The sequence below is a fragment of the Flagellimonas yonaguniensis genome (genome assembly GCF_029193885.1).
GTDB lineage: Bacteria > Bacteroidota > Bacteroidia > Flavobacteriales > Flavobacteriaceae > Flagellimonas > Flagellimonas yonaguniensis.
Window position 1 is genome coordinate 109,371 of the sequence record NZ_JARFVB010000003.1, and the last position, 24,141, is coordinate 133,511.

General features: G+C 40.0%; 25 protein-coding genes. 14 read left to right on the forward strand and 11 right to left on the reverse strand.

Annotated elements, in window-relative coordinates; all coding sequences use genetic code 11:
- Positions 1-33 precede the first annotated feature (33 nt).
- From PY092_RS06805 to PY092_RS06830, 6 genes are all read left to right on the forward strand, one after another.
- Entirely contained in the window at positions 34-534 is a 501-nt protein-coding gene (locus PY092_RS06805; protein WP_275615099.1) for a hypothetical protein, read from the forward strand.
- Positions 535-551: 17 nt separating this feature from the next.
- A complete protein-coding gene (locus PY092_RS06810; RefSeq protein WP_275615100.1) occupies positions 552-713 on the forward strand; it encodes a hypothetical protein in 162 nt (53 codons plus the stop codon).
- A 75-nt stretch (positions 714-788) separates the two neighbouring features.
- Positions 789-1,346, forward strand: a complete 558-nt coding sequence (locus tag PY092_RS06815) for a cob(I)yrinic acid a,c-diamide adenosyltransferase (RefSeq protein ID WP_275615101.1) — start codon at positions 789-791, stop codon at positions 1,344-1,346.
- Between the two features lie 125 nt (positions 1,347-1,471).
- A complete protein-coding gene (locus tag PY092_RS06820; protein WP_013551418.1) occupies positions 1,472-1,696 on the forward strand; it encodes a DUF2795 domain-containing protein in 225 nt (74 codons plus the stop codon).
- Between the two features lie 135 nt (positions 1,697-1,831).
- Positions 1,832-5,194 carry a preprotein translocase subunit SecA gene (secA, locus tag PY092_RS06825; RefSeq protein WP_275615102.1) on the forward strand — a complete coding sequence of 1,121 codons (3,363 nt, stop codon included), beginning with the start codon at positions 1,832-1,834 and terminating at the stop codon, positions 5,192-5,194.
- Positions 5,195-5,355: 161 nt separating this feature from the next.
- Positions 5,356-6,576, forward strand: coding sequence for a sensor histidine kinase (locus PY092_RS06830; protein ID WP_275615103.1), 1,221 nt, complete (start codon positions 5,356-5,358; stop codon positions 6,574-6,576).
- 175 nt (positions 6,577-6,751) lie between these two features.
- Here the strand turns inward: PY092_RS06830 and PY092_RS06835 are convergent, their stop codons facing one another.
- Positions 6,752-6,988, reverse strand: a complete 237-nt coding sequence (locus tag PY092_RS06835; protein WP_275615104.1) for a hypothetical protein — start codon at positions 6,986-6,988, stop codon at positions 6,752-6,754.
- A 401-nt stretch (positions 6,989-7,389) separates the two neighbouring features.
- Here PY092_RS06835 and msrA point away from each other — a divergent pair, with 401 nt between their 5' ends.
- From msrA to PY092_RS06855, 4 genes are all read left to right on the forward strand, one after another.
- Positions 7,390-8,085 carry a peptide-methionine (S)-S-oxide reductase MsrA gene (gene msrA / locus PY092_RS06840; protein WP_275615105.1) on the forward strand — a complete coding sequence of 232 codons (696 nt, stop codon included), beginning with the start codon at positions 7,390-7,392 and terminating at the stop codon, positions 8,083-8,085.
- Positions 8,086-8,251: 166 nt separating this feature from the next.
- Positions 8,252-9,202, forward strand: a complete 951-nt coding sequence (locus PY092_RS06845; RefSeq protein ID WP_275615106.1) for a hypothetical protein — start codon at positions 8,252-8,254, stop codon at positions 9,200-9,202.
- Positions 9,203-9,368: 166 nt separating this feature from the next.
- A complete protein-coding gene (locus tag PY092_RS06850; RefSeq protein WP_313790207.1) occupies positions 9,369-9,833 on the forward strand; it encodes a GNAT family N-acetyltransferase in 465 nt (154 codons plus the stop codon).
- Positions 9,834-9,979: 146 nt separating this feature from the next.
- Positions 9,980-11,578 (forward strand): alpha/beta hydrolase, encoded by a 1,599-nt coding sequence (locus PY092_RS06855; protein WP_275615108.1) that lies wholly within the window; start codon positions 9,980-9,982, stop codon positions 11,576-11,578.
- A 163-nt stretch (positions 11,579-11,741) separates the two neighbouring features.
- Here the strand turns inward: PY092_RS06855 and PY092_RS06860 are convergent, their stop codons facing one another.
- The 4 genes from PY092_RS06860 to PY092_RS06875 all read right to left on the reverse strand — a co-directional run bounded on the left by PY092_RS06860 (position 11,742) and on the right by PY092_RS06875 (position 14,880).
- A complete protein-coding gene (locus PY092_RS06860) occupies positions 11,742-13,202 on the reverse strand; it encodes a hypothetical protein (protein ID WP_275615109.1) in 1,461 nt (486 codons plus the stop codon).
- Positions 13,174-13,776, reverse strand: coding sequence for a hypothetical protein (locus PY092_RS06865; RefSeq protein ID WP_275615110.1), 603 nt, complete (start codon positions 13,774-13,776; stop codon positions 13,174-13,176). Before PY092_RS06865 ends, PY092_RS06860 begins: the two co-directional genes overlap by 29 nt.
- Positions 13,766-14,248, reverse strand: a complete 483-nt coding sequence (locus tag PY092_RS06870) for an RNA polymerase sigma factor (protein WP_289623230.1) — start codon at positions 14,246-14,248, stop codon at positions 13,766-13,768. The genes PY092_RS06865 and PY092_RS06870 overlap by 11 nt, the downstream gene beginning before the upstream one ends.
- A gap of 206 nt (positions 14,249-14,454) precedes the next feature.
- Positions 14,455-14,880, reverse strand: coding sequence for an organic hydroperoxide resistance protein (locus PY092_RS06875; RefSeq protein WP_275615111.1), 426 nt, complete (start codon positions 14,878-14,880; stop codon positions 14,455-14,457).
- A gap of 210 nt (positions 14,881-15,090) precedes the next feature.
- Between PY092_RS06875 and meaB the strand changes: the two genes are divergently transcribed.
- From meaB to PY092_RS06890, 3 genes are read left to right on the forward strand one after another with little or no spacing between them, the layout of a single operon-like run.
- Positions 15,091-16,134 (forward strand): methylmalonyl Co-A mutase-associated GTPase MeaB, encoded by a 1,044-nt coding sequence (gene meaB / locus PY092_RS06880; protein ID WP_275615112.1) that lies wholly within the window; start codon positions 15,091-15,093, stop codon positions 16,132-16,134.
- 35 nt (positions 16,135-16,169) lie between these two features.
- On the forward strand, positions 16,170-17,132 hold the full coding sequence (locus PY092_RS06885) for a glycosyltransferase family 2 protein (RefSeq protein WP_275615113.1): 963 nt from the start codon (positions 16,170-16,172) through the stop codon (positions 17,130-17,132).
- The gene (locus tag PY092_RS06890; protein WP_275615114.1) at positions 17,113-17,985 is read left to right on the forward strand and encodes a lysylphosphatidylglycerol synthase transmembrane domain-containing protein; all 873 of its coding nucleotides are present in this window, start codon (positions 17,113-17,115) and stop codon (positions 17,983-17,985) included. The genes PY092_RS06885 and PY092_RS06890 overlap by 20 nt, the downstream gene beginning before the upstream one ends.
- Here PY092_RS06890 and PY092_RS06895 read toward each other — a convergent pair.
- The 6 genes from PY092_RS06895 to mazG all read right to left on the reverse strand — a co-directional run bounded on the left by PY092_RS06895 (position 17,982) and on the right by mazG (position 23,197).
- A complete protein-coding gene (locus tag PY092_RS06895; protein WP_275615115.1) occupies positions 17,982-19,640 on the reverse strand; it encodes an ArnT family glycosyltransferase in 1,659 nt (552 codons plus the stop codon). The genes PY092_RS06890 and PY092_RS06895 overlap by 4 nt on opposite strands.
- A complete protein-coding gene (locus PY092_RS06900; protein WP_275615116.1) occupies positions 19,637-20,206 on the reverse strand; it encodes a phosphatase PAP2 family protein in 570 nt (189 codons plus the stop codon). The genes PY092_RS06895 and PY092_RS06900 overlap by 4 nt, the downstream gene beginning before the upstream one ends.
- Positions 20,206-20,433 (reverse strand): hypothetical protein, encoded by a 228-nt coding sequence (locus PY092_RS06905; protein WP_275615117.1) that lies wholly within the window; start codon positions 20,431-20,433, stop codon positions 20,206-20,208. The genes PY092_RS06900 and PY092_RS06905 overlap by 1 nt, the downstream gene beginning before the upstream one ends.
- Positions 20,434-20,474: 41 nt before the next feature.
- Positions 20,475-20,963 (reverse strand): cupin domain-containing protein, encoded by a 489-nt coding sequence (locus tag PY092_RS06910; RefSeq protein ID WP_275615118.1) that lies wholly within the window; start codon positions 20,961-20,963, stop codon positions 20,475-20,477.
- Positions 20,964-20,972: 9 nt separating this feature from the next.
- A complete protein-coding gene (locus PY092_RS06915; protein WP_275615119.1) occupies positions 20,973-22,340 on the reverse strand; it encodes an MATE family efflux transporter in 1,368 nt (455 codons plus the stop codon).
- Positions 22,341-22,423: 83 nt separating this feature from the next.
- The gene (gene mazG, locus PY092_RS06920; RefSeq protein ID WP_275615120.1) at positions 22,424-23,197 is read right to left on the reverse strand and encodes a nucleoside triphosphate pyrophosphohydrolase; all 774 of its coding nucleotides are present in this window, start codon (positions 23,195-23,197) and stop codon (positions 22,424-22,426) included.
- A gap of 293 nt (positions 23,198-23,490) precedes the next feature.
- Between mazG and PY092_RS06925 the strand changes: the two genes are divergently transcribed.
- Positions 23,491-24,135, forward strand: a complete 645-nt coding sequence (locus tag PY092_RS06925) for a GDSL-type esterase/lipase family protein (RefSeq protein WP_275615121.1) — start codon at positions 23,491-23,493, stop codon at positions 24,133-24,135.
- The last annotated feature ends 6 nt before the right edge of the window (positions 24,136-24,141 follow it).

The window sequence follows — 24,141 nt, forward strand, 5'->3', positions numbered from 1 at the left end:
TCCCCTTGAGGGGACCTTAGGGGTGTAATCAAAATGACATTCAAAATATTTTCATACATAAAATTTCTTCTCAAATCCACCAACGAGCATGGTGTGCACTCCCCTTTTGTGTTTCAATACGTGACAAAATGCCTCTACTCCAAAAACAAACTTCATCACAAGAAAAGCATCAATGTGCTGCTCAAAACCATCTATTCTTTCAGTTTTGAAAAGGTCTGCATTAAAAAAAATGCTAAAGCCAAGGAATTGGTAAAACAGAACTTTACCAAAATTCAATTTGACGAAAATCCTATTGACCTTCTTTTTGTTGACAAAATGGACATTCCCTCATTTCAAAAAACACGTTCCGAAGGAAAGTTGCACAACGATAGTCTTATTTTAATCAACTCCATTTATGATAACAAAGAAATTTTGGGACAATGGAACCGCTTGATTGCCTTGCCAGAAATCACGGTAAGCATTGATATGTATCATTGCGGTCTTATTTCCATACGAAGGGAACAGGTAAAGGAACATTTCACGATTCGAATTTAAAACGGTAATTTTAGGTTATGGAAAATGTAGCAACAGATAACACCATTTGGTATGTACTTGCCGTTTTGGGGCTGATTTATCTGATTATTTTGTTCCGAAACAAGAAGGCGACAAAGCGCAGAAAATCCCGCAAGTTTATGGAGGGGAAACGTCAACACGATAAGAACAATAAACAATGAGCAATGGACAATAATCATTAAAAAAGCAATTACCAATAATTGCTAATTGTTTATTGAACATTGATAACTGACACCATGAAAATATATACCAAAACCGGAGATAAGGGAACCACAGCGTTGTTTACAGGAACCCGTGTACCCAAGCACCACGTTCGAATTGAAAGTTATGGCACTATTGACGAGCTCAATTCCCACTTAGGACTTTTGCGCGACCAAGAAATGGACGAGCATTCCAAAAAAACCTTGACTTTGATTCAAGAAAAGCTTTTCACGGTGGGCTCCATATTGGCCACAGAGCCCAAAAAAGATAAAAGGCTTAAAATTCCAAGAATAAGTTCCGAGGACATTGAATTTCTAGAGTTGGAAATGGATAAAATGAACGAATGTCTTCCAGAAATGACACATTTTATACTTCCTGGTGGGCACACCACCGTGTCATACTGTCACATTGCCAGAACGGTTTGCCGTCGTGGCGAGCGCATGATTTCCTATTTACATGAAAATGAGCACGTACCCGACAATGTGCTTTCGTACATCAACCGACTTTCGGACTATTTATTTGTATTGGCACGTAAATTGTCCAAAGATTTAAAAGCTCAGGAAGTTAAATGGATTCCTGAGAAATTAGACTGAAAAAATCGCTTTTTTATCCCAATTGTTTTGCCAACAATAAAATAATTTTTAAATAATACTGTTTTTACTTGGCAAATTGGGTTTAAAAATTATTTTTGCAAAAAATTATAAATCAAACCGTTACTATGTACTGGACTTTAGAATTAGCTTCATATTTAAGTGATGCGCCTTGGCCAGCAACCAAAGACGAACTGATAGATTACGCTATTCGAACAGGAGCGCCGTTGGAAGTTGTAGAAAATTTACAATCGATGGAGGAAGAAGGAGGCGAGATATACGAGTCAATTGAGGAAATCTGGCCCGATTATCCCACCGAAGAGGACTACCTCTGGAACGAGGACGAATATTAGATCCGAAAAACACAAACCACGTTAAAAAGTCTCATTTGAGGCTTTTTTTTATGTAATTTTGACAGCCTAGCGAAAGAATTCCATCGTAATCCCATCAATGGAACAGCTTTTGACAATCAAAAGAAAAAACATTTCATGAGTTTTATTAATTCCGTACTAAAGGTATTTGTAGGAGATAAATCGGAGAAGGATGTAAAGTCCCTACAACCTTTGGTAAAAGAGATAAAATCCTTTGAACAAGAGCTCGAAGGATTGTCACATGACGAACTGAGACAAAAAACCACCTCTTTTAAGGCCAAAATAGCCGAGAATTGCAAAGAGGTCAACGATAAAATAGCCGAGCTACAGGCAGAAGTCGAAAATTCCAACGATATTGATAGAAATGAGGAAATCTACTCCGAGATTGACAAGCTCAATGAAGAAGCATATAAGATTTCCGAGAAAACATTGGAGGATATACTACCCGAAGCCTTCGCTGTGGTAAAAGAAACCGCCAAGCGATTTGCCGCCAATGAAACCCTTACCGTAACAGCAAGCGAATTTGACAGAATGCTTTCGGGCGATAAGGACTATGTTTCGTTGGAAGGCGACAAAGCAATTTGGCAGAACTCATGGGATGCGGCCGGTAAAGAAGTAACCTGGGACATGGTACACTACGATGTACAGCTCATCGGCGGTATTGCTCTTCATCAAGGTAAAATTGCAGAGATGCAGACCGGTGAAGGTAAAACCTTGGTGGCCACCCTCCCACTCTACCTAAATGCATTGGCCGGAAAAGGTGCCCACTTGGTTACCGTGAACGACTATTTGGCAAAAAGGGATAGTGCGTGGATGGCTCCTTTGTTCGAGTTCCACGGACTTTCTGTGGACTGTATCGACAAACACCGCCCCAATTCCAATGGTAGACGTGCTGCTTACAATGCTGATATTACCTACGGAACCAATAACGAATTCGGATTTGACTATTTGCGTGACAACATGGCGCACACCCCCGATGATTTGGTACAGCGACCACACCACTATGCCATTGTGGATGAGGTGGATTCCGTATTGATCGATGATGCGCGAACTCCATTGATCATTTCCGGACCGGTTCCCGAAGGTGATCGTCACGAGTTCAACGAGCTCAAACCACAAGTATCCGACATCGTCCAAAAACAACGTCAACATTTGACCGGTGTATTGGCCGAGGCCAAGAAACTCATCAAGGAAGGAAATACCAAAGAAGGTGGTTTCCTTTTGCTCCGTGTACACCGCGGTCTTCCAAAAAACAAAGCACTTATCAAGTTTTTGAGTGAAGAGGGCGTTAAGCAATTGCTTCAGAAAACGGAAAACTTCTACATGCAGGACAACAATAGGGAAATGCCCAAGGTGGATGAGGACCTATTGTTCGTGATCGATGAAAAAAACAACCAGATAGAACTTACTGATAGAGGTGTCGAGTATATATCAACAGACCAAGACAAAGAGTTTTTTGTGATGCCCGATATCGGTAGTGAAATTGCCAAGATCGAGAATCAAAATCTTGAAATTGAAAAAGAAGCGGAGCTCAAGGAAGAACTCTTTAAGGATTTTGCGGTAAAAAGCGAGCGTATCCATACCATGACACAATTGTTGAAGGCCTATACCCTCTTTGAAAAAGATGTGGAATATGTGGTCATGAACAACAAAGTGATGATCGTGGATGAGCAGACCGGACGTATTATGGACGGTCGTAGATACTCGGATGGACTCCACCAAGCCATTGAGGCCAAGGAGAACGTAAAAATCGAGGCCATGACCCAGACTTTTGCGACCATTACACTCCAAAATTACTTTAGAATGTACAATAAACTGTCAGGTATGACAGGTACAGCGGTCACGGAGGCAGGGGAATTCTGGGAAATCTATGAGCTGGATGTCATGGAAATTCCAACCAACAGGCCCATTGCCCGTGACGATAGACAAGATTTGATCTACAAGACCAAGCGTGAAAAATACAATGCAATTATAGATGAGGTCACCAAAATGTCCCAAGCGGGAAGACCTGTATTGATTGGTACTACCTCAGTTGAAATTTCAGAATTGTTGTCGAAATTATTGAGCGTACGCAAGGTTCCCCATAATGTATTGAACGCAAAACTCCATAAAAAAGAAGCTGATATTGTTGCTGAAGCTGGTAAAGGTGGCGTAGTGACCATTGCAACCAACATGGCAGGTAGGGGTACGGATATTAAACTGTCTCCAGAAGTAAAAGAAGCTGGTGGTTTGGCCATTATCGGTACAGAGCGACATGATTCCAGACGGGTGGACAGACAGTTGAGAGGTCGTTCTGGACGTCAAGGAGATCCAGGTAGTTCGCAGTTCTATGTTTCTTTGGAAGATAACCTGATGCGTTTGTTCGGATCGGACCGTGTTGCCAAAATGATGGACCGTATGGGCTTGGAAGATGGAGAAGTGATTCAGCACTCCATGATGACCAAATCCATTGAGCGTGCCCAGAAAAAAGTGGAGGAGAACAACTTTGGTATCCGTAAACGTTTGTTGGAATACGATGATGTGATGAACGCCCAACGTGAGGTCATCTACAAGAGAAGAAGGCACGCATTGGAAGGTGAGCGCTTAAAAGTGGATATCGCCAATATGATCTACGATACTTGTGAAGCCATTGCGGAGACCAACAAAATGGCGGATGACTACAAAAACTTTGAGTTCGAGCTCATCAAATATTTCTCCATTACCTCGCCTATCAATGAGGAGGAGTTCAAGAAAATGAGCTTTCAGCAAATCGCCAATAAAATCAACGACGAAGCCTACGAGTTCTACAAACAAAAAATGGAACGTAGTGCCACCGTTGCCTTCCAAGTCATTAAAAAGGTATACGAAGATGAGTCCAACAAGTTTGAACGCATCGTTGTTCCCTTTACGGATGGCATCAAATCCTTGAACGTTGTGACCAACTTGGAAAAGGCCTATAACTCCAATGGTAAGCAGTTGATCACTGATTTTGAGAAAAACATCACGCTGGCCATCATCGATGATTCTTGGAAAACGCACTTGCGCAAAATGGACGAATTGAAACAGTCCGTGCAATTGGCCGTTCATGAGCAAAAAGACCCATTGTTGATCTATAAGTTTGAAGCTTTTGAGCTTTTTAAAGAAATGATGGATAAGGTGAACAAAGAAGTGATATCCTTCCTTTTCAAGGGAGAGCTTCCCACGGAAAACACCAATCAAATCCAAGAGGCCAGAAGCGTTCGCAAACCAAAGGAAAATCTTCAGACCACAAAAGAGGAAATTCCGAACAGTGACGAATTGGCCGCACAGAACAGAGCTGCCGGTCAAACACAAGGGCAGCGCCCTCAAGTAACCGAAACCATTGTTCGGGAAAAACCGAAAATTGGTAGGAATGAAAGGGTTACCATTAAAAACGTAATGTCAGGGGAAAGCAAAACCGTGAAATACAAGCAAGCAGAGCCTCTGATAGATAAAGGGGAATGGGTTTTGGTAAACGACTAAACCATTCCCAATTCAATGTACAAAGTGGCAGTTATTCTAGCTGTCACTTTTTTTATACCAAAAACATAATTAGATTTACAGTTGAAAAACACCCCATTAAGCTACTCTATCACACCATTTTTTCAACTTTTTTGTGATAGAGGTATATTCACGTGCAGCATATGAAGAATCCTAATAAGGATACATATAGATTACAAGACAAGATTGATTTGATACTTAAGGTAAATTACAACTCTTCCTTTTTCGCTGCCATTTTTGGTTTGGTCTGTTATTTCTTTTTAGACATAAAAGGAATCATACCCTATACCTTTTGGGGATATGCCGTAATCAACCTCATAAACACCCTACTCTACAAACAACACAAAAAATTGGTGTTCACCTACAATTCAACATCCATTCTTTCCATGTTGGGAGCGGTCATCATTACACTTTATAGCGGGGGGATCGAAAGCCCGTTTGTCTTTGTCCTGGCCATTATAGTTTTTGCTGGTTATGTCACTACAAAAGTTTTTGGGCAACTATACCTCATCCTCAACCTAGCGGTACTTACCCTACTGTTTCTCTATGACACTGGGGATTTTAAAATATCAGCGAATACGGTTCCTGTGGAAGCAAGAAGTTGGTTCGCTTATTTAAGTGCCACATTTGCCGTGTACCTTTTGGGAGGTGTTTTTGGAAAAAACCTACTCAGCGCACACCATAGGCTATATAAATCCCGAAACGAGATACAAGAACGAATCGATGAGAAGGAAACATTGCTCAAAGAAGTACACCATCGTGTCAAAAACAACCTACAGACAGTTTCCAGTCTTTTGAGCCTTCAATCCAGAGCGATAGACGACAGTAAAATCAGTAACATCATCAAGAGCAGCCAAAATCGTGTGGTATCCATGGCCATGGTTCACGAAATGCTGTATAAACGGGATGATTACCTTTCCAAAATAGAACTTGAACCCTATGTAAGGGAACTATGCGATTATCTTGTACGATCGGTAAAAGGAAGCAACCGCGATGTTAAAGTGAATTTGGACATTGGCGATTACAAACTCAGTATCGACACCGTGATACCTTTGGGGTTGATCATCAATGAAACCATTACCAATGCCCTAAAATATGGCATCACTGAAGGACATGATGGGGAAATCCACGTCTCAGTCGAAAAAATGGATGAAACCCGTTACAAAATGTACCTTGGTGATAATGGAGTCGGGTATTCGGAAGAAATCAACCCAAAAACATCCAATTCCTTGGGGCTGAAACTTATTTACAACTTAGCACGCCAACTTAGGGGTTCCATTACAAGGGACTATGCCAAAAAAGGTACGCACTATACTATTGAGTTTGAGGAAGTAATAGAGCAGTTCAACTCGGTAGATCAATAATCCACTCACTGATTTCCATAAAAAAAGGCCGGCTTGCACCGACCCTTCTTTTCCTATTCCAATATAAACTTAAACTTCTAAAATTTTCTTTCTCTGAATGAGAACGCTATACTTGCCAGAACAAAAGCAATACTCAGCGACAACACAAAAGGTATCAACAAATCCATTATTACGACTAAGCCAATTTAGCGTTGTTCCTTTTTGTTTTGAAAGAAAGCTCCTTTTTGATTCTGGAGTTCTTGAATTTGTACAATCTCGCTGTTTTTCTATCCTTTCTGATTGTGTTGTTCATTTCAACTTTCAACTCAACACCCATTGTAAAGGTAGCTACTTTAGTTTCTTTGGAAATATCCTGGGCAAAAGCCATGGTTCCGAAAAAAGTTACTGCGATGATGGTAAAAATTGTCTTCATTTGTTCTGATTGTTTTACGATGTAAAATTACTTTCAGACACAAGCTCAACTCGATTTCCATCGCTCAATGACGCCTTTCTTTCGGTGAACAAATTTTTTTCGGGTAAAGTGTTTTTTATCCTCGATGAACGTTTTTGACCCCAAAAACAACATACCGAACACATGTGCATTTCATCGATCATTTAACATTTCAAAGCTTTGTAACTAACTGAACGACAAATATTTATTTGTAAGAAAAAGATTATTTTTTATAAAAATGTGTAGGAAAAAACAACTATAATTGATAAATATCAATTTTTGACAGCAGAGACATTTTAAGTGCCCAAAATAGATGATTAACATTTTTTAACGGGCATCCAAGTAATAGTTGGTATCTTAATCCTACTAAATAAGAAACTAAAATGAAAATCTTGAGAACTCCATTTTTAATTCTGCTCTTATTGGTATCCATAAGTTGCCAGCCCAAAAACAAATCAGACAAACAAGAAGTTGCCCAACAGGAAGAATCGAATACCCATATCGCAACTAAATTGAGTGCCGAACAACTCCAAGAATACGAGACAGCCTATTTTGCCAGTGGATGCTTCTGGTGCGTGGAAGCCATTTTTGAAAGTGTAAAGGGTGTTAAGGAAGTTTATTCCGGTTACTCGGGCGGTTCGGAAAAGAACCCCACCTACGAGGAGGTTTCTTATGGTAGAACGCATCATGCAGAAGCTGTGGAAGTTTACTACGACCCTGATGTCATATCCTTCAAACAATTGGTACAGGTGTTCTTTGGTTCGCACGACCCCACCACCCTCAATCGACAGGGACCAGATCGTGGAGCCCAATACCGATCTATCGCTTTCTATAAAAACGATGGGGAAAAGAAAATCATCCAAGATTATATTGACCTTCTGGAATCTGAAAATGTTTATGGTAACCGATCCATTGTAACGGAGGTAACTCCTTTTGAAAAATTCCACATGGCGGAAGAATACCATCAGGACTATGAAAAGAGAAATCCGAACAACAGTTATGTAAGGAATGTATCGATTCCCAGACTTAATCGTTTCAAAAAGAACTTTGAGTCCTACCTAAAAGAAGATGCCCACTGAAAATGACTTGATAGGTGCTGGTCGTTGAAGAGTTATATGGACCAATTGGCTAAAGTTAGGGTTGATTTAAAAATCAATTCGTCCTTGAAAAAGCACAATTCGGAAATAAAAAATTAGGCAACCAATCAAGGGTGTTTAGATTTGGGCAAACAAAAAAAGCCATTAAATGAACAAGACTTTTAGAATATTAAAAAAGGTAATTTTATATACATTTTCCATTCTTTTACTTCTTTCAGTTACGGGTTACATTTACCTCTATGTACTTCCAAAAGGACCTGAAATCACAGCAACCAACAAAATTAATGTAGGAATAGACTCTTTTGTTATCCACGCCTATAAAGACAGTGAGAGAAAATCGATTAAGGTATGGACTTACAAACCTGAAAATTGGAACGACAAAGACAAAATAGTTTTCGTTATGCACGGCGGCGGACGAAATGCAGATGACTATCTAAACGCTTGGATCGAATTAGCCAATAAGAACGACCTACTAATAATAGCGCCTGAATTCGAGAACAAGTTTTCAAAATATACAACAAACGACTATCAAGAGGGGAATTTATTTACCTTTTTTGGAACTAAAAACCCGAAAACTGAATGGGCATATACAGTCGTTGAAAACATATTTGACCACATTAAATCGGTTAATAATATTACAAACGAGCAGTATGATATTTTTGGTCATTCAGCTGGTGGACAATTTGTACATAGAATGGTAATGTTAATGCCCGAATCGAGAATTGGAACAGCTATCGCTGCAAATTCCGGATTTTACAGTTTACCAAACGAGAACCTTGAATTTCCGTATGGTATCAAAAATACAGAGACAGATTTGCAAAAATCATACAAAAAAAGATTGATCATTCTTTTGGGAGAATTAGACAATGACCCAAGTTTAGGGACTTTTAGAACAACGGATTTAGCAATGGAACAAGGAGCACATAGGTTGGAACGTGGAACAACTTTCTTTAATGTGAACAAGGAATTAGGAAATAAAAACAATTGGGAATTCAACTGGACAACAGACACAGTAAAAAACATAGGTCACAACTATAAAAAAATGTCTGAAAGTGCAATTAAGTGGATAAAAACCAACCCTAACAATGGCCATAAGTAATTGCTTATTCTCGTTTACTTCTGAAAATCCCCGCGCATTTTCAGCCTGCCTGCCGGAAGGCAGGTTTGGTCTGGACTTGTAAAAGCTTGTGTTGACCTACGCAACTACTCGTAGCCGACCCGTTGGCATTAATTTAACAACCTCATACTGAATCAATTTGGATATTTTGGAAATACATAAAAATGAATATTTGATTTCAACAGACAAAAAGAAATTGGATATTGAATCAATACATAACTTTTTGACCCACGAATCGGGATGGAGCAATGGAATTCCAATTGAAAAAGTCGAAAAATCAATAGATAATTCCCTGAATTTTGGAATCTACATTGGACAAAAATTAATTGGTTACGCAAGAGTAATTTCTGACTTTTCTACGATAGCATATTTAGGGGATATTTTTATTCTGACAGAATATCGAGGACTTGGATTGAGCAAATGGCTCATGGAAACAATAATGAATCATAAAGAATTACAAGGTTTAAGACGTTGGATTTTGTTGACAAGCACTGCAGAATGGCTATATGAAAAATATGGATTTACAAAACTGCCCAAACCAGAAATCTATATGGAGAAATATAATCCAAATGTTTATCTGAATAAAGAAGAAACCGATGCCAACAAAGTATGACCACAATCACGGCGGATTCGACTTCGTCCGAATCCACTCGGAATAGACAACGTCAGTTCTTAAGCGAAAATTAACTTATTTTTACCCGTACTGACGGTTGGTTATACGTAACCGTTGTGTACAAATCAAAAAAGAAACAACGCTTAATGAACAATTCCTCTAAACTTACCATACCCATCCTAATATTATTTGTATCAAATCTTAGTAGTTCAGTTTTAGCGCAAACGGATAGTGAAAATGAATTAATTTCTGGTAAAGAGGTCAACAAAACCATCTCTGCTGATGAGAACCATATTTATACTGTTGATCTAGAAAATGGTATGGCAATAATCGGGAAGGTTGCCCAAAAAGGAATTGACCTTGTGGTGGATGTTTATAAACCCAATGGACAACTTCAGAAACAAATTGACAGTCCCAATGGAACAGAAGGCGATGAACCATTTGATATTACAGCCAACCAATCTGGGAAATACAAGTTTGTGATTCATTCTCTCGAAAAAGATTATGAAAAAGGGGACTATACTTTAAAAGTGGAACAGATTTTCAGTTTGTCCGAAAACACGAAACGTATTACCAAAAGGGAGCTTCCAACAGAAACCTTGTACAATTTATGGGAATCTTCATTGACTGATGGTACTGCTGTTGAAACTTTCATTGCCAACCATTCAGAAAGACATATTATAGAACCAATTGAAGGTAATGATAAAAATATGTTGGTCACCTACTTCTGCATTCCTCATGAAAATACAGAATATGTAATGCTTAGTGGCGGTCCTGATTTTTTGGGATTGCGATTTCAGCGATTACCTAACTCAAAACTTCATTTTGTGACCCAAAGAGTTCCTAATGATGCTCGATTCAACTATGGATTTAATTATTTCAATTTGGATAAAATGGGACCAAATAATGAAATTGAATCCAGATATGTCCTACACGCCTATGACGGAACTATTGAAATGCCCAATGCCCCAAAGCAAATTTATATCAGTGAACGGGAAAATGTAGAAAAGGGAACATTGCTGTCAACATCCATCAAGAGCCAGGTCTTAAATGAGGAAAGAAAACTGACCATCCATACACCTGCCAATTATAATCCAAACGAATCACACCATTTATTGATAGTTTTTGACGGAGAGGCTTATGGTGCTAATCGCAGGCCAAGGGTACCAACACCCACTATTATGGACAATCTTATGGCGGACAAAAAGATCCCGGCCACTGTAACTGTTTTGGTTTGGTCCATGGGAAAGCGCAGCAAAGATTTGATCAGTGAAAAATTTGGAGATTTTATTGCGACCGAACTTATTCCCAGGATGCGTTCAGAATACAATATCCACCCTGAATCTGATAAGGTTATTTTAGCAGGCTCCAGTCGAGGTGGCTTTGCTGCTAGTTTCATCGCATTAAATCATTCGGATGTAATAGGGAACGTTCTTTCACAATCTGGTTCATATTGGATTAAAGGAACCAAAAACGAAAACCACTGGATATATCCCGAAGATGATGGGAAACTAATACCCGCTTATAAAAACAGTAAACGTCTGCCAATAAAGTTCTACATGGATATTGGACTATATGATGCAGGAGCTTCCATGCTTGGCTCCAATAGGCAATTCCGGGATATTTTAATGATAAAAGGATATGATGTTGACTATCGTGAATTTAAAGGAGGACACAATTATGTGAATTGGAGAGGTACACTGGCAGATGGCATTATATCACTTATAGGATTAAGAAAGGAATAAAGACCTGTACATAACATTGTGTAAAAACAATAGCGATTTAAAATAATAAAAACGAAGCAAAAGATTTAAAATAAAGGTCAGTGCCAAACCGAAAGGTTCATGAGTGGAAATTCGCCACTACCCATACATTAGGCCGTTTATTTCTTGGGACTGGTAAAACAAGCTAGTTCTTTAGAACCACCTCGCTGAATTTGGAGTTTATTGTGATGGTTTTCCCATCATTCTTACTGATGTTGTACCCAGTATGCAAATTCCCTCCATACTTTTTGGTTGATTTCAATTTCAATGACTTGGGATACTGAAAACCTGAAGTCGTCTCGTTTACTGAAATAACGTATGGTGTTTCGGGCAGTTTGCAATCCAGTTCACCATTTTCCATGGAAATATCGATGGTATTGAAGCCATTGGAAACTTCATCAATACTCAAAGCTCCAAAATTATTGGTTACCATTGCCTTGCTGGCCACCCTGCCAATTACAACATTGGATGATACCGAGTTTAATTTCAGTTCCTTTACCTCTTTTAGGTTGACCTTGTCGGAATAGTCCGTACTTAGGCTTCCATAATTCCAGTTCTGTACCACCACAGGCGAGTAGGATACCCGAATATCGGTATTGGCCCCATCAATGGTAGAGGCAAGCAAGCTTGCATAAGACAAGCTTGCATTGATGTTTTTGGCATTCTCCGCCAATTTTACCTCCCCGTGACGTACGTTCAAGTTCAACTTGATGTACTTCGGCATTTTGATGATGATTCGTTTTTTGACCTTGTACTCTTTATGCTTTCCATCTGAAGAAAAATAGAACACATTGGGGTTTCCCTGTGTGGCTCTTGCTTCTTCACGTAATTGTTTTCTAAGCTCGGCCTGCTCTTCCCTTAATTCTTCCCGCTGGGCACGGAGTTCCTCTCGCTGCTCTTTCATCCGTTCTTGCATCCCTTTGCGCATTTCTTCACGCTCTTCACGAAGTTGTTCTCTTTCTTCCCTCATTTCCTCTCTTCGGGCTTCACGCTCTTCCGTCATTTTTTCCATCTCTTTTCCCCATTCTTCAAAACGCTCCTTGTATTCCTCATCAAAGGTTTTCTCGAACTCTTTTTTCCACTCCTTCATATACTTATCGCCGTCTTTTTTATAGGCATCGTAATCAAAATCTATAGGTGGTAAAGGAGGCAATGGAGGCATGGAGGGCATTACCGCTATTTCTGGAATAATGATTTCAGGGATTTCCGGAATCTCCACATTGGCAATGATCTCGGCAACCGAAGGCATTTCGGGAACATCCACATTGAACCCTTGAAAATCAAAATTATAATTAGGTCCGGCACCTTCAGTACTTACTTCAATTTCCTTGCTGTTCCCCATTATTTTTACCAAATCCCTTTCCAAATAAGATTCAGCCTCATCGTCATCCACACCTTCCAACTCGATTATGGCCGTGATTTCCACTTGATCTTTGTTCCAAGTATCGAACTCAATATCTGCATAGCTCGTATTGATGTTCAATTCCGTGTCCTTATTGACATTGAAGGTTTCCTTGTAAGTTTTGGAATTCTCCTGCGCTTGGCCAGCAAACCCGACCAAGGCAAGAAGCAATCCGCTAAACAATATTTGATGATTCCTGTTCATTTTTTGATGATTTTAATTGATTCAACTTAGATTTTAACTTTTGCAACAACTGCAACCGTAACTGTAGGTTATTGATCAATGCACTAATGGTTTGATCATTGGGGCCTAATTCATTCAACTCTTGGTTCAGCCTTTGGTATTCCTTATTGAGTTCGGCCAATCGGTCCATATAACTATCCACAAGTTCCTTGTTTCCCGGATCATCTGCCAATTCCGACAATTGCAGGTTGATATTGGTGGTATAATAGGTTTCAATCTTTTTAAGATCCGGGGATAGATCACCCAATGAAATCCCCTGAACCTCTTTACCTGGATTGTCCCTGTCCACAACAGTTATCTTTTCATCGGGTTTCACAACACCTTCACTGCTATTGAAATAATAAAAAGACAACCCAACTGCCACAACAACCGAGGCAGCAATTTGCATCCAAAGGGAAAAGACCTTTTTCTTGGGAGGATTGTTGGGCAACCTTTCATCCAACTTGGCAAAAAAGCGGTCTTCATGCCCTTCCTTCATTTTGAAGCTTTTCTGCTCTCTTTCTTTTTCAAACAATTTTCTAAGATCACGTGCCATAAGCCAAATCTTTTAATTTCTCCTTTAATTGTGCCTTTCCTCTCAACAATCGGGTTCTTGATGCGGTTTCCGTGATACCTAAAATTCCAGATATCTCGGAATGATCGTACCCTTCCACCAAAAACAATTGCACAACATATCTATATTTTTGAGGCAGTTCCTCGATGGCTTCCTTAACCTGTTCAATGGAGATTCCTTCCTCCACGGACCAATCATCCTCTTCCGCCACCTGCATATAATTTTCATTAAGTTCCACCGTTCGTTGATGTTTCGATTTTAAAAAATCGATACTGCCATTCACTACAATTCGTTTCAACCAGGCCCCGAACGTAACATCCCCTTTAAACTGCTCAATCCGCTGAAAGGCTTTTATGAACGAATCTTGTAACACATCCTCTGCATCATCGGCATTTTTAAGAAATCGCATGGCCACACAGAACATACCATCACAATACTGACGGTACAGTTTCATTTGCGCCTGGCGGTCGTTCGCCTTGCACTTTTCTACAAGCTCGATATGGAGCACACTCGGTTCTATGTCTGGTTTTTTAGTTGTTCTGTACTTAAGGACGATGCAAAAATTGCAACGTTGCAAATTAGGGTGTTTTTTGCTCGTTTTTAACAAAAAAATCCCGTTGATTCGCACCAACGGGATTCCTTTTCAATAAGTTATATGATTTATTCGTCCAACAACAAATTCAAATGAACGGTAATATTATCTCTTGTAGCCTTGCTATAAGGGCATATTTCGTGGGCATCTTTCATCAAGGTTTCTCCCATTTCTTTATCCACAGTGGGCAAATAAGCATCCAAGATGGCCTCCAAGAAAAAGCCTTCATCCTCTGAATTGAGTGAAACGGTAGCGGTCACGCTAAAATCCCCTAAATCCTCAATACCATGTTGCTTGGCAACGGCTTGCAATCCTGCTCCGTAGCAACTAGAATAGGCTGCGGCAAAAAGTTCTTCTGGGTTGGTGGATTTTGGATCGGTCTTTCCTTTTAAAGTGGGCATACTAATTGGAAAATCCAAAAGTCCGTCCTCACTCTCAACATGACCAGACCTTCCTCCTGTATTAGTGGCCTTGGCCTCAAAAATAGTCTTCATCTTTTAAATGTTTATAGGTTCGTATCAACCAGTACCTCAATGGTAACCGATTATTTAATCAAAAGGTAGCAATTTGTAGGCGGAAGTCCACTTAAACAGGTATTAAATTTTTGTGAAATGGATAAGACAAAAAGTAAGCTGTATTCCCATACTAGTTCCCATAAACCCACAAAATCTTCATAAATTCGTATAAACTGATGAATCATACGCTTGGCAGACGAAAAAAAAACACCCTCGGACACCATTTCTAAAATCAAGGCACTCAGAAAACAAGAACTTTCTGCGGATGCTTTGGCACAAGGTATTTTTGATGGCAATAAAGCCATGCTAGCCAAGGCCATTACCCTATTGGAAAGCACCAAACCAGCCCATTTTGAAAAAGCCAATGCGGTTATTGAAAAATGTTTAGCGCGTTCTACCAACAGTATTCGTTTGGGAATTACCGGAGTACCTGGTGTTGGCAAAAGTTCGTTTATTGAAACTTTGGGAAAAACATTAACTGACCAAGGTAATAAAGTGGCCGTTTTGGCGGTTGACCCCACTAGCTCTTTGAGCAAGGGAAGCATTTTAGGGGACAAAACCCGAATGGAAACCTTGGCGAAGGACCCGAATGCCTTTATTCGCCCCTCCCCTTCCGGAACTTCCTTAGGTGGTGTAGCACAAAAAACCCGAGAAAGCATCATCCTTTGCGAAGCTGCCGGATATAATGTGATTTTAGTGGAAACCGTTGGCGTTGGCCAAAGTGAAATCGCTGTTCACAGTATGGTGGATTTTTTCTTGCTGCTGAAATTATCGGGTGCCGGCGACGAGCTCCAGGGCATAAAAAGAGGGATTATGGAAATGGCAGACGCCATTGCCATCAATAAAGCGGATGGCAGCAATTTGGAACATGCCAAGCTAGCAGTGATCGAATTTTCCAGAGCATTGCATCTTTACCCTCCAAAAGCCAATGGCTGGACACCCAAAGTGATGAAGTGTTCCGCAATGGAGAAAACAGGAATTGAAGAAATCTGGGAAATGGTGCAGCGATTTGTGAAGCACAACAAGGAAAACGGCTTTTTTGAAAAGAACCGGCAACAGCAGAACAAGAACTGGTTCCTTCAGACCGTGGACGAATACATCAAACAATTTTTCCATCAAAAGGAAACTTTTAAAACGGAACAGGCCAAGTTATTGACCGAAATTGAGGACAACAAAATTTCACCCTTTTACGCAGCAAAAATCCTATTGGACAAGATTACCAAGGAACTTTAAATAAAAGCAATAAATTTGCACAGATTTTATACTGAATGAGCACCGTCACCGATTCCCTTTTATCCATAGTGGTTCCTTTGTACAACGAGGAGGACAATGTGGTTCTTTTGACCCAAAAAATCAATGAAAGCCTTGAAGGGTACAATTATCAAATTGTATATGTGGATGATTTTTCCACTGATAAAACCCGAATCAAGGTCAAGGAAATGGACGACAAGAGAGTCCACTTGATCGAGTTGAAAAAGAACTATGGCCAAAGTTTGGCCCTCGCCGCCGGAATTGATTATGCCGAAGGCGAATACATTATCACAATGGATGGCGACCTCCAAAATGATCCTTCAGACATTCCAAATATGTTGGAATATGCCATTAGCGAAGAATACGACGTGGTTACCGGTATCCGTCAGAAGAGAAAAGACTCGTTGGCAAAAAAAATACCCTCCAAAATCGCCAACTTTCTGGTACGCAGGGTTACCAAATTGGATATCAAGGACAACGGTTGTGCGCTCAAGGTCTTTACCAAGGATATTGCAAAAAGTCTGAATTTGTACGGCGAGATGCACCGTTTTATCACGCTTTTGGCCCATTTGGAAGGTGCACAAATCAAACAAGTCCCTGTCAAACATCATGCAAGACATGCCGGGGTTTCCAAATACGGTTTGGAACGGGTTTTTAAGGTAGTGGCCGATATGATGCTATTACTTTTCATTAGAAAATACTTTCAACGTCCCATCCACTTATTCGGGATTTTTGGGGTGCTATTGGTCATGCTTGGAATTTTGATCAATGTGTATTTGCTGATTGTAAAACTTGGATTCGGACAGGATATCGGGACCCGACCTTTACTAATCTTTGGAATGATGTTCATTGTTGGGGGAATTCAATTATTTACCATCGGGATTGTAATGGAACTCTTGATCCGTACCTACTACGAATCCCAACAGAAACGGCCATATCGCATCAAAAAAATAAGTATAGGTGACGGAAAAGCTGCGTAAAAAGCTCATCACTGCCCTAAAAATTATTGTTAGTGCGGTTCTGATTTACTTTATTTTCACGAAAATAGAGTTGAAGGATGTACTCCAGACCCTAAAAAAGGGTGACCCACTCTATCTATTCTTGGCGTTGCTATTTTTTGTGTTATCCAAAGTTTTATCTGCATTTCGGACCAACTTGTATTTCCATCAAATTGGGGCAAAAATTTCCCAGTTAAGTAATTTGAAACTGTACTTATTGGGGATGTTCTACAACCTCTTTTTACCAGGAGGTATCGGAGGTGATGCGTACAAAGGCTTCGTTATCCAAAAAGAATATCAACCCGGTACCAAAAAAGTGGTGTCCAGTTTGCTATTGGACCGCTTAAGCGGAATGTTGCTGCTTTTTGTGTATGCCTGTGTGCTGGCCTTGCTGTCCAAAAATGAATTTTTTCAAAGTTTTTACTGGTTGATTCTAATGGCTATTCCGTTGAGCGTTGTTGCATTTTGGTTTATTAACAAGGCATTTTTCACGACTACCCTTCCCGTATTTTGGAAATCCGTGGGTTTTTCTGCCTTCGTACAATTAGCGCAATTGGTCTGTGTACTTTTTATTTTGAAGTCTTTATCCGTTGAATTGGACCAAATTGAATACCTATTTGTCTTTTTGGTTTCCTCTATTGTCTCGGTAATCCCTTTGACAATTGGAGGAATTGGAAGTAGAGAAGTTACTTTTTTATACGGAGCAAAATGGCTGGGGTTGGATGAAAGCACATCCATCGGTATTAGCTTTACCTTCTTTTTGATTACAGCACTTACCTCCCTTTTTGGAATAATCCATCACTTTAAAAAACCGAAACTGGAATCCGTGGATTAATTCAAATGCACCAAATGCATTTTGTTTAATTTTTCTTGGCGAGTGTTGGGATTGAGAAACTTCATCTGTAATCTGGTAATACGAAATTGGTCCACGGTAATTTGATTATCCCAAGCAATTCCTTTTTTCTCCAATTGTTCCAATTCGTTGTCGGTGGCATACACCCAAACACCTTTCATGTTCATCAAATCCGAAGCTGAAACAATATTGACAGGATTTTGATTATAGAAATCCAAGGCCCAGGTGTGCCTTTCGTTTATCTTATAAATTTCGTCCACGGGAATATTGTTCTCCTTTACCTGCTCCGCCATATTTGAACCACCTTGGTATTCCAGCAATTCTGGATAAAAATGGGCATTCATATAACCATTCAACAAAACAGAACTGAAAATGGCAACAGTAACAATCTTGGTATAGATAGTTTCCTTTTTCAAAATGAAATAGGTCACCAATACAAGTGCCATCATCAAGAACATATAACTGTACCAATGCTCTAATTTGAAGACCAAAAAGCTTATCAAAATCGTAAAGACAACCACAATACCCAATATAAAATATTGGATACCCAGAATCATCTTGGCCATTTTCAATTTTTCCTGTTGATGCAAAACATACAAGAATCCCGCTGATAAAATCGCGTACAAGGGCATAAGGACGTTCATGTAATGTGGCAGTTTAAACTGTGCAAAACTGATAAGCAGAAACAAAATGGATATTCCCCCCACAGTCAAAAATTCCAAATTGGGTCTGTGGGAGAACTTGACTTCCCAAAAGGCTTTTACTTTCGTCCAATAGCCAATCAATGCGAGAACCGTCCAAGGCAAGAATACCCATAAAAAGGTGTGGAAGAAAAAGAAAAAGTCGCTACTGTTCTTCCCTACTCCTTCGCCACTCATCCGCTCAAAACTCTGTTCCCAAAAAATAAAGAAGATGCCACTGCGATTATCCTTCCCGCGGATTACTTTCTCGGGGTGCAAATCAAATTGATGGTAGTAAGCATACAACATCGGTGTTATCGTCAAACCAAAAACAAGAAGGGCTACCAATAACTTCCAATTGAGCAATCGTTCCCACTTTCGGGTATAGCCCAAATGGCAGAGTATCGAAATTCCAATGACAACGAGGGCAATCTGACCCTTGGTGGAAAATGCAATTCCCGCCCCAAAAGCACCCAAAGCGATGCTTTTTAAGGTGTTTTTCTCGATATATGTGGCCAATTGCCAAATGGAAAAAATGGTAAATCCAGTCAAAACAGCATCGGTACGAACATCGATGTTGGCCAAGACCATCGTTTGGGCCGTCATAAAAATCAATGAGGCAAAACGACCTACATCCTTATTGTAGAGCAATTTTCCAAGACCGTAGCAACTGTAAGCACCCAACAAGGTGGACAAAATACCTGGAATACGGTAGGCCCAATCGTGAATACCGAAAATTTTATAGGAAAGTGCGGCCAGCCAGTAATGCATATGTGGTTTGTCCAGATACTCTTCGGGACCTTTGAATAAGCTCAGAAAATCGTTTTCCTGAACCATTCGCATCGCCATAACGGCAAATTGGGCCGAATCGTTTTCGAACAGGGTGGCAAACATCCCTATAATGTACACCAATACGATCAATACAATGTAAAACCAGTATCTGGCGGTCGAAATCATACCCCTGTTTTTTGGAAAGCAAATATAGCCAACTTGGCCCATAACCAACCGAAAAGAGAACCTACCAAGGCTCCGGTAACAACATCCAACGGATAATGCACACCAATATAAATTCGACTATAAGCAACTACACAAGCCCAAAGCAGCAAAACCCAAGAAATGTACTTTACCTTGTTACGGAACATTACCGTAAAGAAAATGGCCGGTCCAAAGGAATTGGCCGCGTGGGCTGAAAAATACCCGAATTGCCCGCCGCAATAGCTTTTTACCAAGCGCATTGTGCTACTTACTTCGGGTTCATGGCAGGGTCGAAGACGGCCAATACCATATTTAAAAAAATTAGATAATTGGTCGGTGCATGTAATCAACAGAGCGATGGATATCAAAATTATGCCTGTTCCCTTCCATCCAAAATTTCGATACGATAAATAAAGTAGTAGCAAATAAAGTGGGGCGGAATTTCTGGTTGTCGTCATGAACATCCAAAAGGCATCCCAAGTTTCGGTTCCCAAACCGTTGAGGAACAAAAACAGCTCTTTATCATATTGTAATAGCTGTTCCAGCATTATTGGTCGTATCTGGATACTTCCCGATCATAAAAAGCAGTGGCGGCCTCAATCAAATTTTCGGTTTCATCCATTAAATCCTCTTCATCTTGCTTCGAGAATTCCTCCATCCATTCCACCTCATCATTTTCCAGGTTGATGATGAATCGTGGATATTCGGTATGGACAATAAAGATGGCCTCGGGATGATCGGTATTATCGGCCAATAAAAATTTAGGTAGTTCCATGTATCAAATAGTTAGATTTCAAATTTTGGAATCTTCTTAACTCAATTGTCTTTATGCGTAATTTTTAGCTTTTCTGCTACCTCATCATAATATTCTTGTGACAGTACTTCTGTCCAAGTTGTCGGCTGTTCACCGCTGTACAACGCCAAATACGTCACATCACTGAATTTTGTTGAGGAATGCCAATGCTCAATATTTTTTTCACATTTAATGACATCGCCTTCTTTTAGTATCAACGGTTCCTTACCACTTTCTTGATAATATGCTTCTCCATCTACAATAATCAGAACTTGGGCAGAACTATGTTTGTGCCAATCCAGGGTCGAGTTAGCTTTAAAAGTTGCTTTTGTGATATTATAACCTAATTCTGTATCATCGTGAATAATGGCATTCAGCCAAGCTTCTCCAAGATAATGGGTGTTTGGTGCTTTTGTGCCTTCTGTAAGATATGAGGAAAGTTTATATTCAGAATTTTGAGAAAATACCGATAATGAGGTTAAAATTGATAGAGCAAAAATTGAATATTTCATTCTATAAAATTATTGGTTTATATATTTCTTCGTCAAAAAGTTAAATCGAAGATACAACATTACCGCCGACGCCGTAAGCCCCGACAATAATCCGATCCAAATCCCCGTGCTTTCTAAACTAGTTCGTAATCCCAAATAATAACTGATGGGAAAACCAATCAACCAGTAGGCTATAAATGTGATGAACGTAGGTATCTTCACATCCTGCAAACCACGAAGAGCTCCCAAAACCACTACTTGTAATCCATCAGAAATTTGGAAAAAGGCCGCCACCAACAACAATTTAGCCGCTATAATGATTACTTCTGCATTATCGGCCTGATTGGCGATATCATCCACATCCAAATAAATGGTGGGGAACCAATGCCTTCCCAAAAGAAATATCGCAGCAAAGACAATCTCCAAAATCAAGGTCAAGAAAAAGATGGATTCTGCAATGCGCTTCAACTCCTTATGATTACGAAGTCCCTTTTGGTTTCCTACACGAACCATAGCGGCTACACTAAGTCCCATACCCACCATAAAAGTCATGCTGCTCAGGTTCAATGCAATTTGATTCGCTGCTTGGGCATTTTTTCCCAATACACCACTCAACCAAATAGCTGCGGTAAAAATGGCCACTTCAAAAAACATCTGCAACGCGGATGGAAAACCAAGACTGATGATTTTCTTCATTACCCTATTCTCAATTTCTTTAAAATTAAAATTTGTAACATAGGATTCGAATTTCTTTTTACGCTTGAGCAAATACCAAATAAAGGCCACCATAATTACCCGTGAAGCCAAGGTTCCCACAGCTGCCCCTACAATTCCAAGTTTTGGAAATCCGAAAGACCCAAAAATGAGCAAATAATTGAGGGTAATGTTCACCACGTTTGCCAAAATTGTGGCATACATGGGGTACTTGGTCTGTGAGAGCCCTTCGGAAAACTGTTTAAAGGCTTGAAAAATAATCAAGGGTACCAATGAAAAAGCCACCAAATCCAAATAAGGTAAGGCAAGCTCCACTACTTCAGGAGGCTGTTTCATATAGTGAATCAAGGGTTTGGCCACCTGAATAAGTCCAAAAAGTGACAAACCTAAAATGGTACAAAGTACCAAACCGTGTTTTAAGGCGCTTTTTCCTGCGGCCTGGTCCTTTGCGCCATCTGCTTCGGCCACCAAAGGCGTAATAGCAGTGGAAAAGCCAATTCCGAGGGACATTGCGATAAAAACAAAACTGTTCCCCAAAGAAACGGCTGCCAGTTCGGCCGTACCCAGTTGCCCCACCATTATATTGTCGGCAAAGGCCACAAAAGTGTGCCCCAACATCCCTAAGATTACGGGATAGGATAGCTTCAGGTTATAGGCAAATTCTTTAGTGTAGTTTTGAAACACAACGTATACTTAAAAAAGGATGGCAAATATAGGTAGTTTGCCCACAATTTTGATGGGTACAAATGTTAGGGAATGGATAAATATTACAACTGCTTTGCCTCTTCCCAGAATACATCCATTTCGGCCAAGGTCATTTCGCTCATGGATTTGCCAACTTCTTTGGCCTTTTGTTCCAAATATTGAAACCGTTTGATGAATTTTTTGTTGGTGCGCTCCAATGCATTTTCAGGGTTGATTTTCAGGAAACGGGCATAATTGACCAGTGAAAAAAGAACATCTCCAAATTCAGACTCCATTTGATCTGCATTGTTGGCCTCCACCTCTTCTTGTAGCTCGCCAAGCTCTTCTTTCAACTTCTCAAAAACCTGTTCAGGATGTTCCCAATCAAAGCCCACCCCTGCCACTTTATCTTGGATTCGATTGGCCTTCACCAAAGATGGCAGCCCATTGGGCACACCTTCGAGCACACTCTTTTTACCCTCTTTCAATTTGATGTTTTCCCAATTCTGCTTTACCTCTTCTTCATTCTCCACTTTCACATCCCCATAAATATGTGGGTGCCGGTTGATGAGTTTCTCACAAATGCCATTGGCCACATCAGCAATATCAAAATCCTGGGTCTCGGAACCAATTTTGGCATAGAAAACAATGTGCAATAAAATATCACCCAACTCCTTTTTTACTTCTTCCAAATCATTGTCCAGAATGGCATCACCCAATTCGTAGGTTTCCTCAATGGTCAAATGGCGAAGCGTTTGCATCGTCTGTTTTCTGTCCCATGGGCATTGCTCGCGCAATTCATCCATAATGGTCAAAAGGCGGTCAAAGGCGGCCAACTGTTCCGATCTTGTATTCATGGCTTTGGATTTTGCCCAAAAATACGAAGTCCCATTGGTTGAGATTCCATCATCAATATTTACTTATGAAAAATTTGTCATTTCGAGTGGCTTTTGTTGGTTGAGCGAAGTCGAAACCATAAAAAATTGTATTGAAAAATAATTGATAAGAGAAGTAACCTTGTTCTCGATACTTTTCCTTCAGAAAAACTCGAACTGACGGTTAATAAAAAGTGTCTGGCTATTTTCAACAACAAGGACTTACGGAAAAATATTACTATCTTCAACGTCATTTTTAGGTAAAATTCTGCAGAATGAAACGACTATTCATCGTGTTGCTCCTACTTCCTTGGGTAATGCTTGGGCAAACTGATAATCCTTTTAAAAATGAAGTAAAGGCAATTCAGCAAAAAAGTGATTCCCTTTGGGATGCATCCAAACCGACCATTGTTTTTACGGGAAGTTCAAGTATTCGGCTTTGGGAAGACATTCAGGATAGGTTTCCAGAACATCAAGTGCTGAACACTGGATTTGGAGGCTCTCAATTTTCCGACCTGGAGCTTTATCTGGATGAACTCATCTTAAACTACAAGCCGGCAAAAGTTTTCATTTATGAGGGTGACAACGACATCTTTGCCAAGAAGAGACCTCGAAAAATAGTAAAAAGAGCTGAGAAAATACTGAATACCCTTCAGCAGAGCAATCCTAACATGGAAATTGTTTTGATTTCTGCCAAACCAAGCATATCCAGATGGAAATACCGGGGGAGATACCGACGTTTGAACCGTAAGTTGGACGAATTGGCATCAAAAACCGACGGAATCGATTTTGTGGATGTTTGGTACCCCATGTTGGACAAAAGAAAGGTAAAACAAGACATTTTTATTGAAGATGGCCTGCACATGAACGATAAAGGGTATGATATCTGGTACGATGTTATTAAAAATTACATGGACTAAAACTAA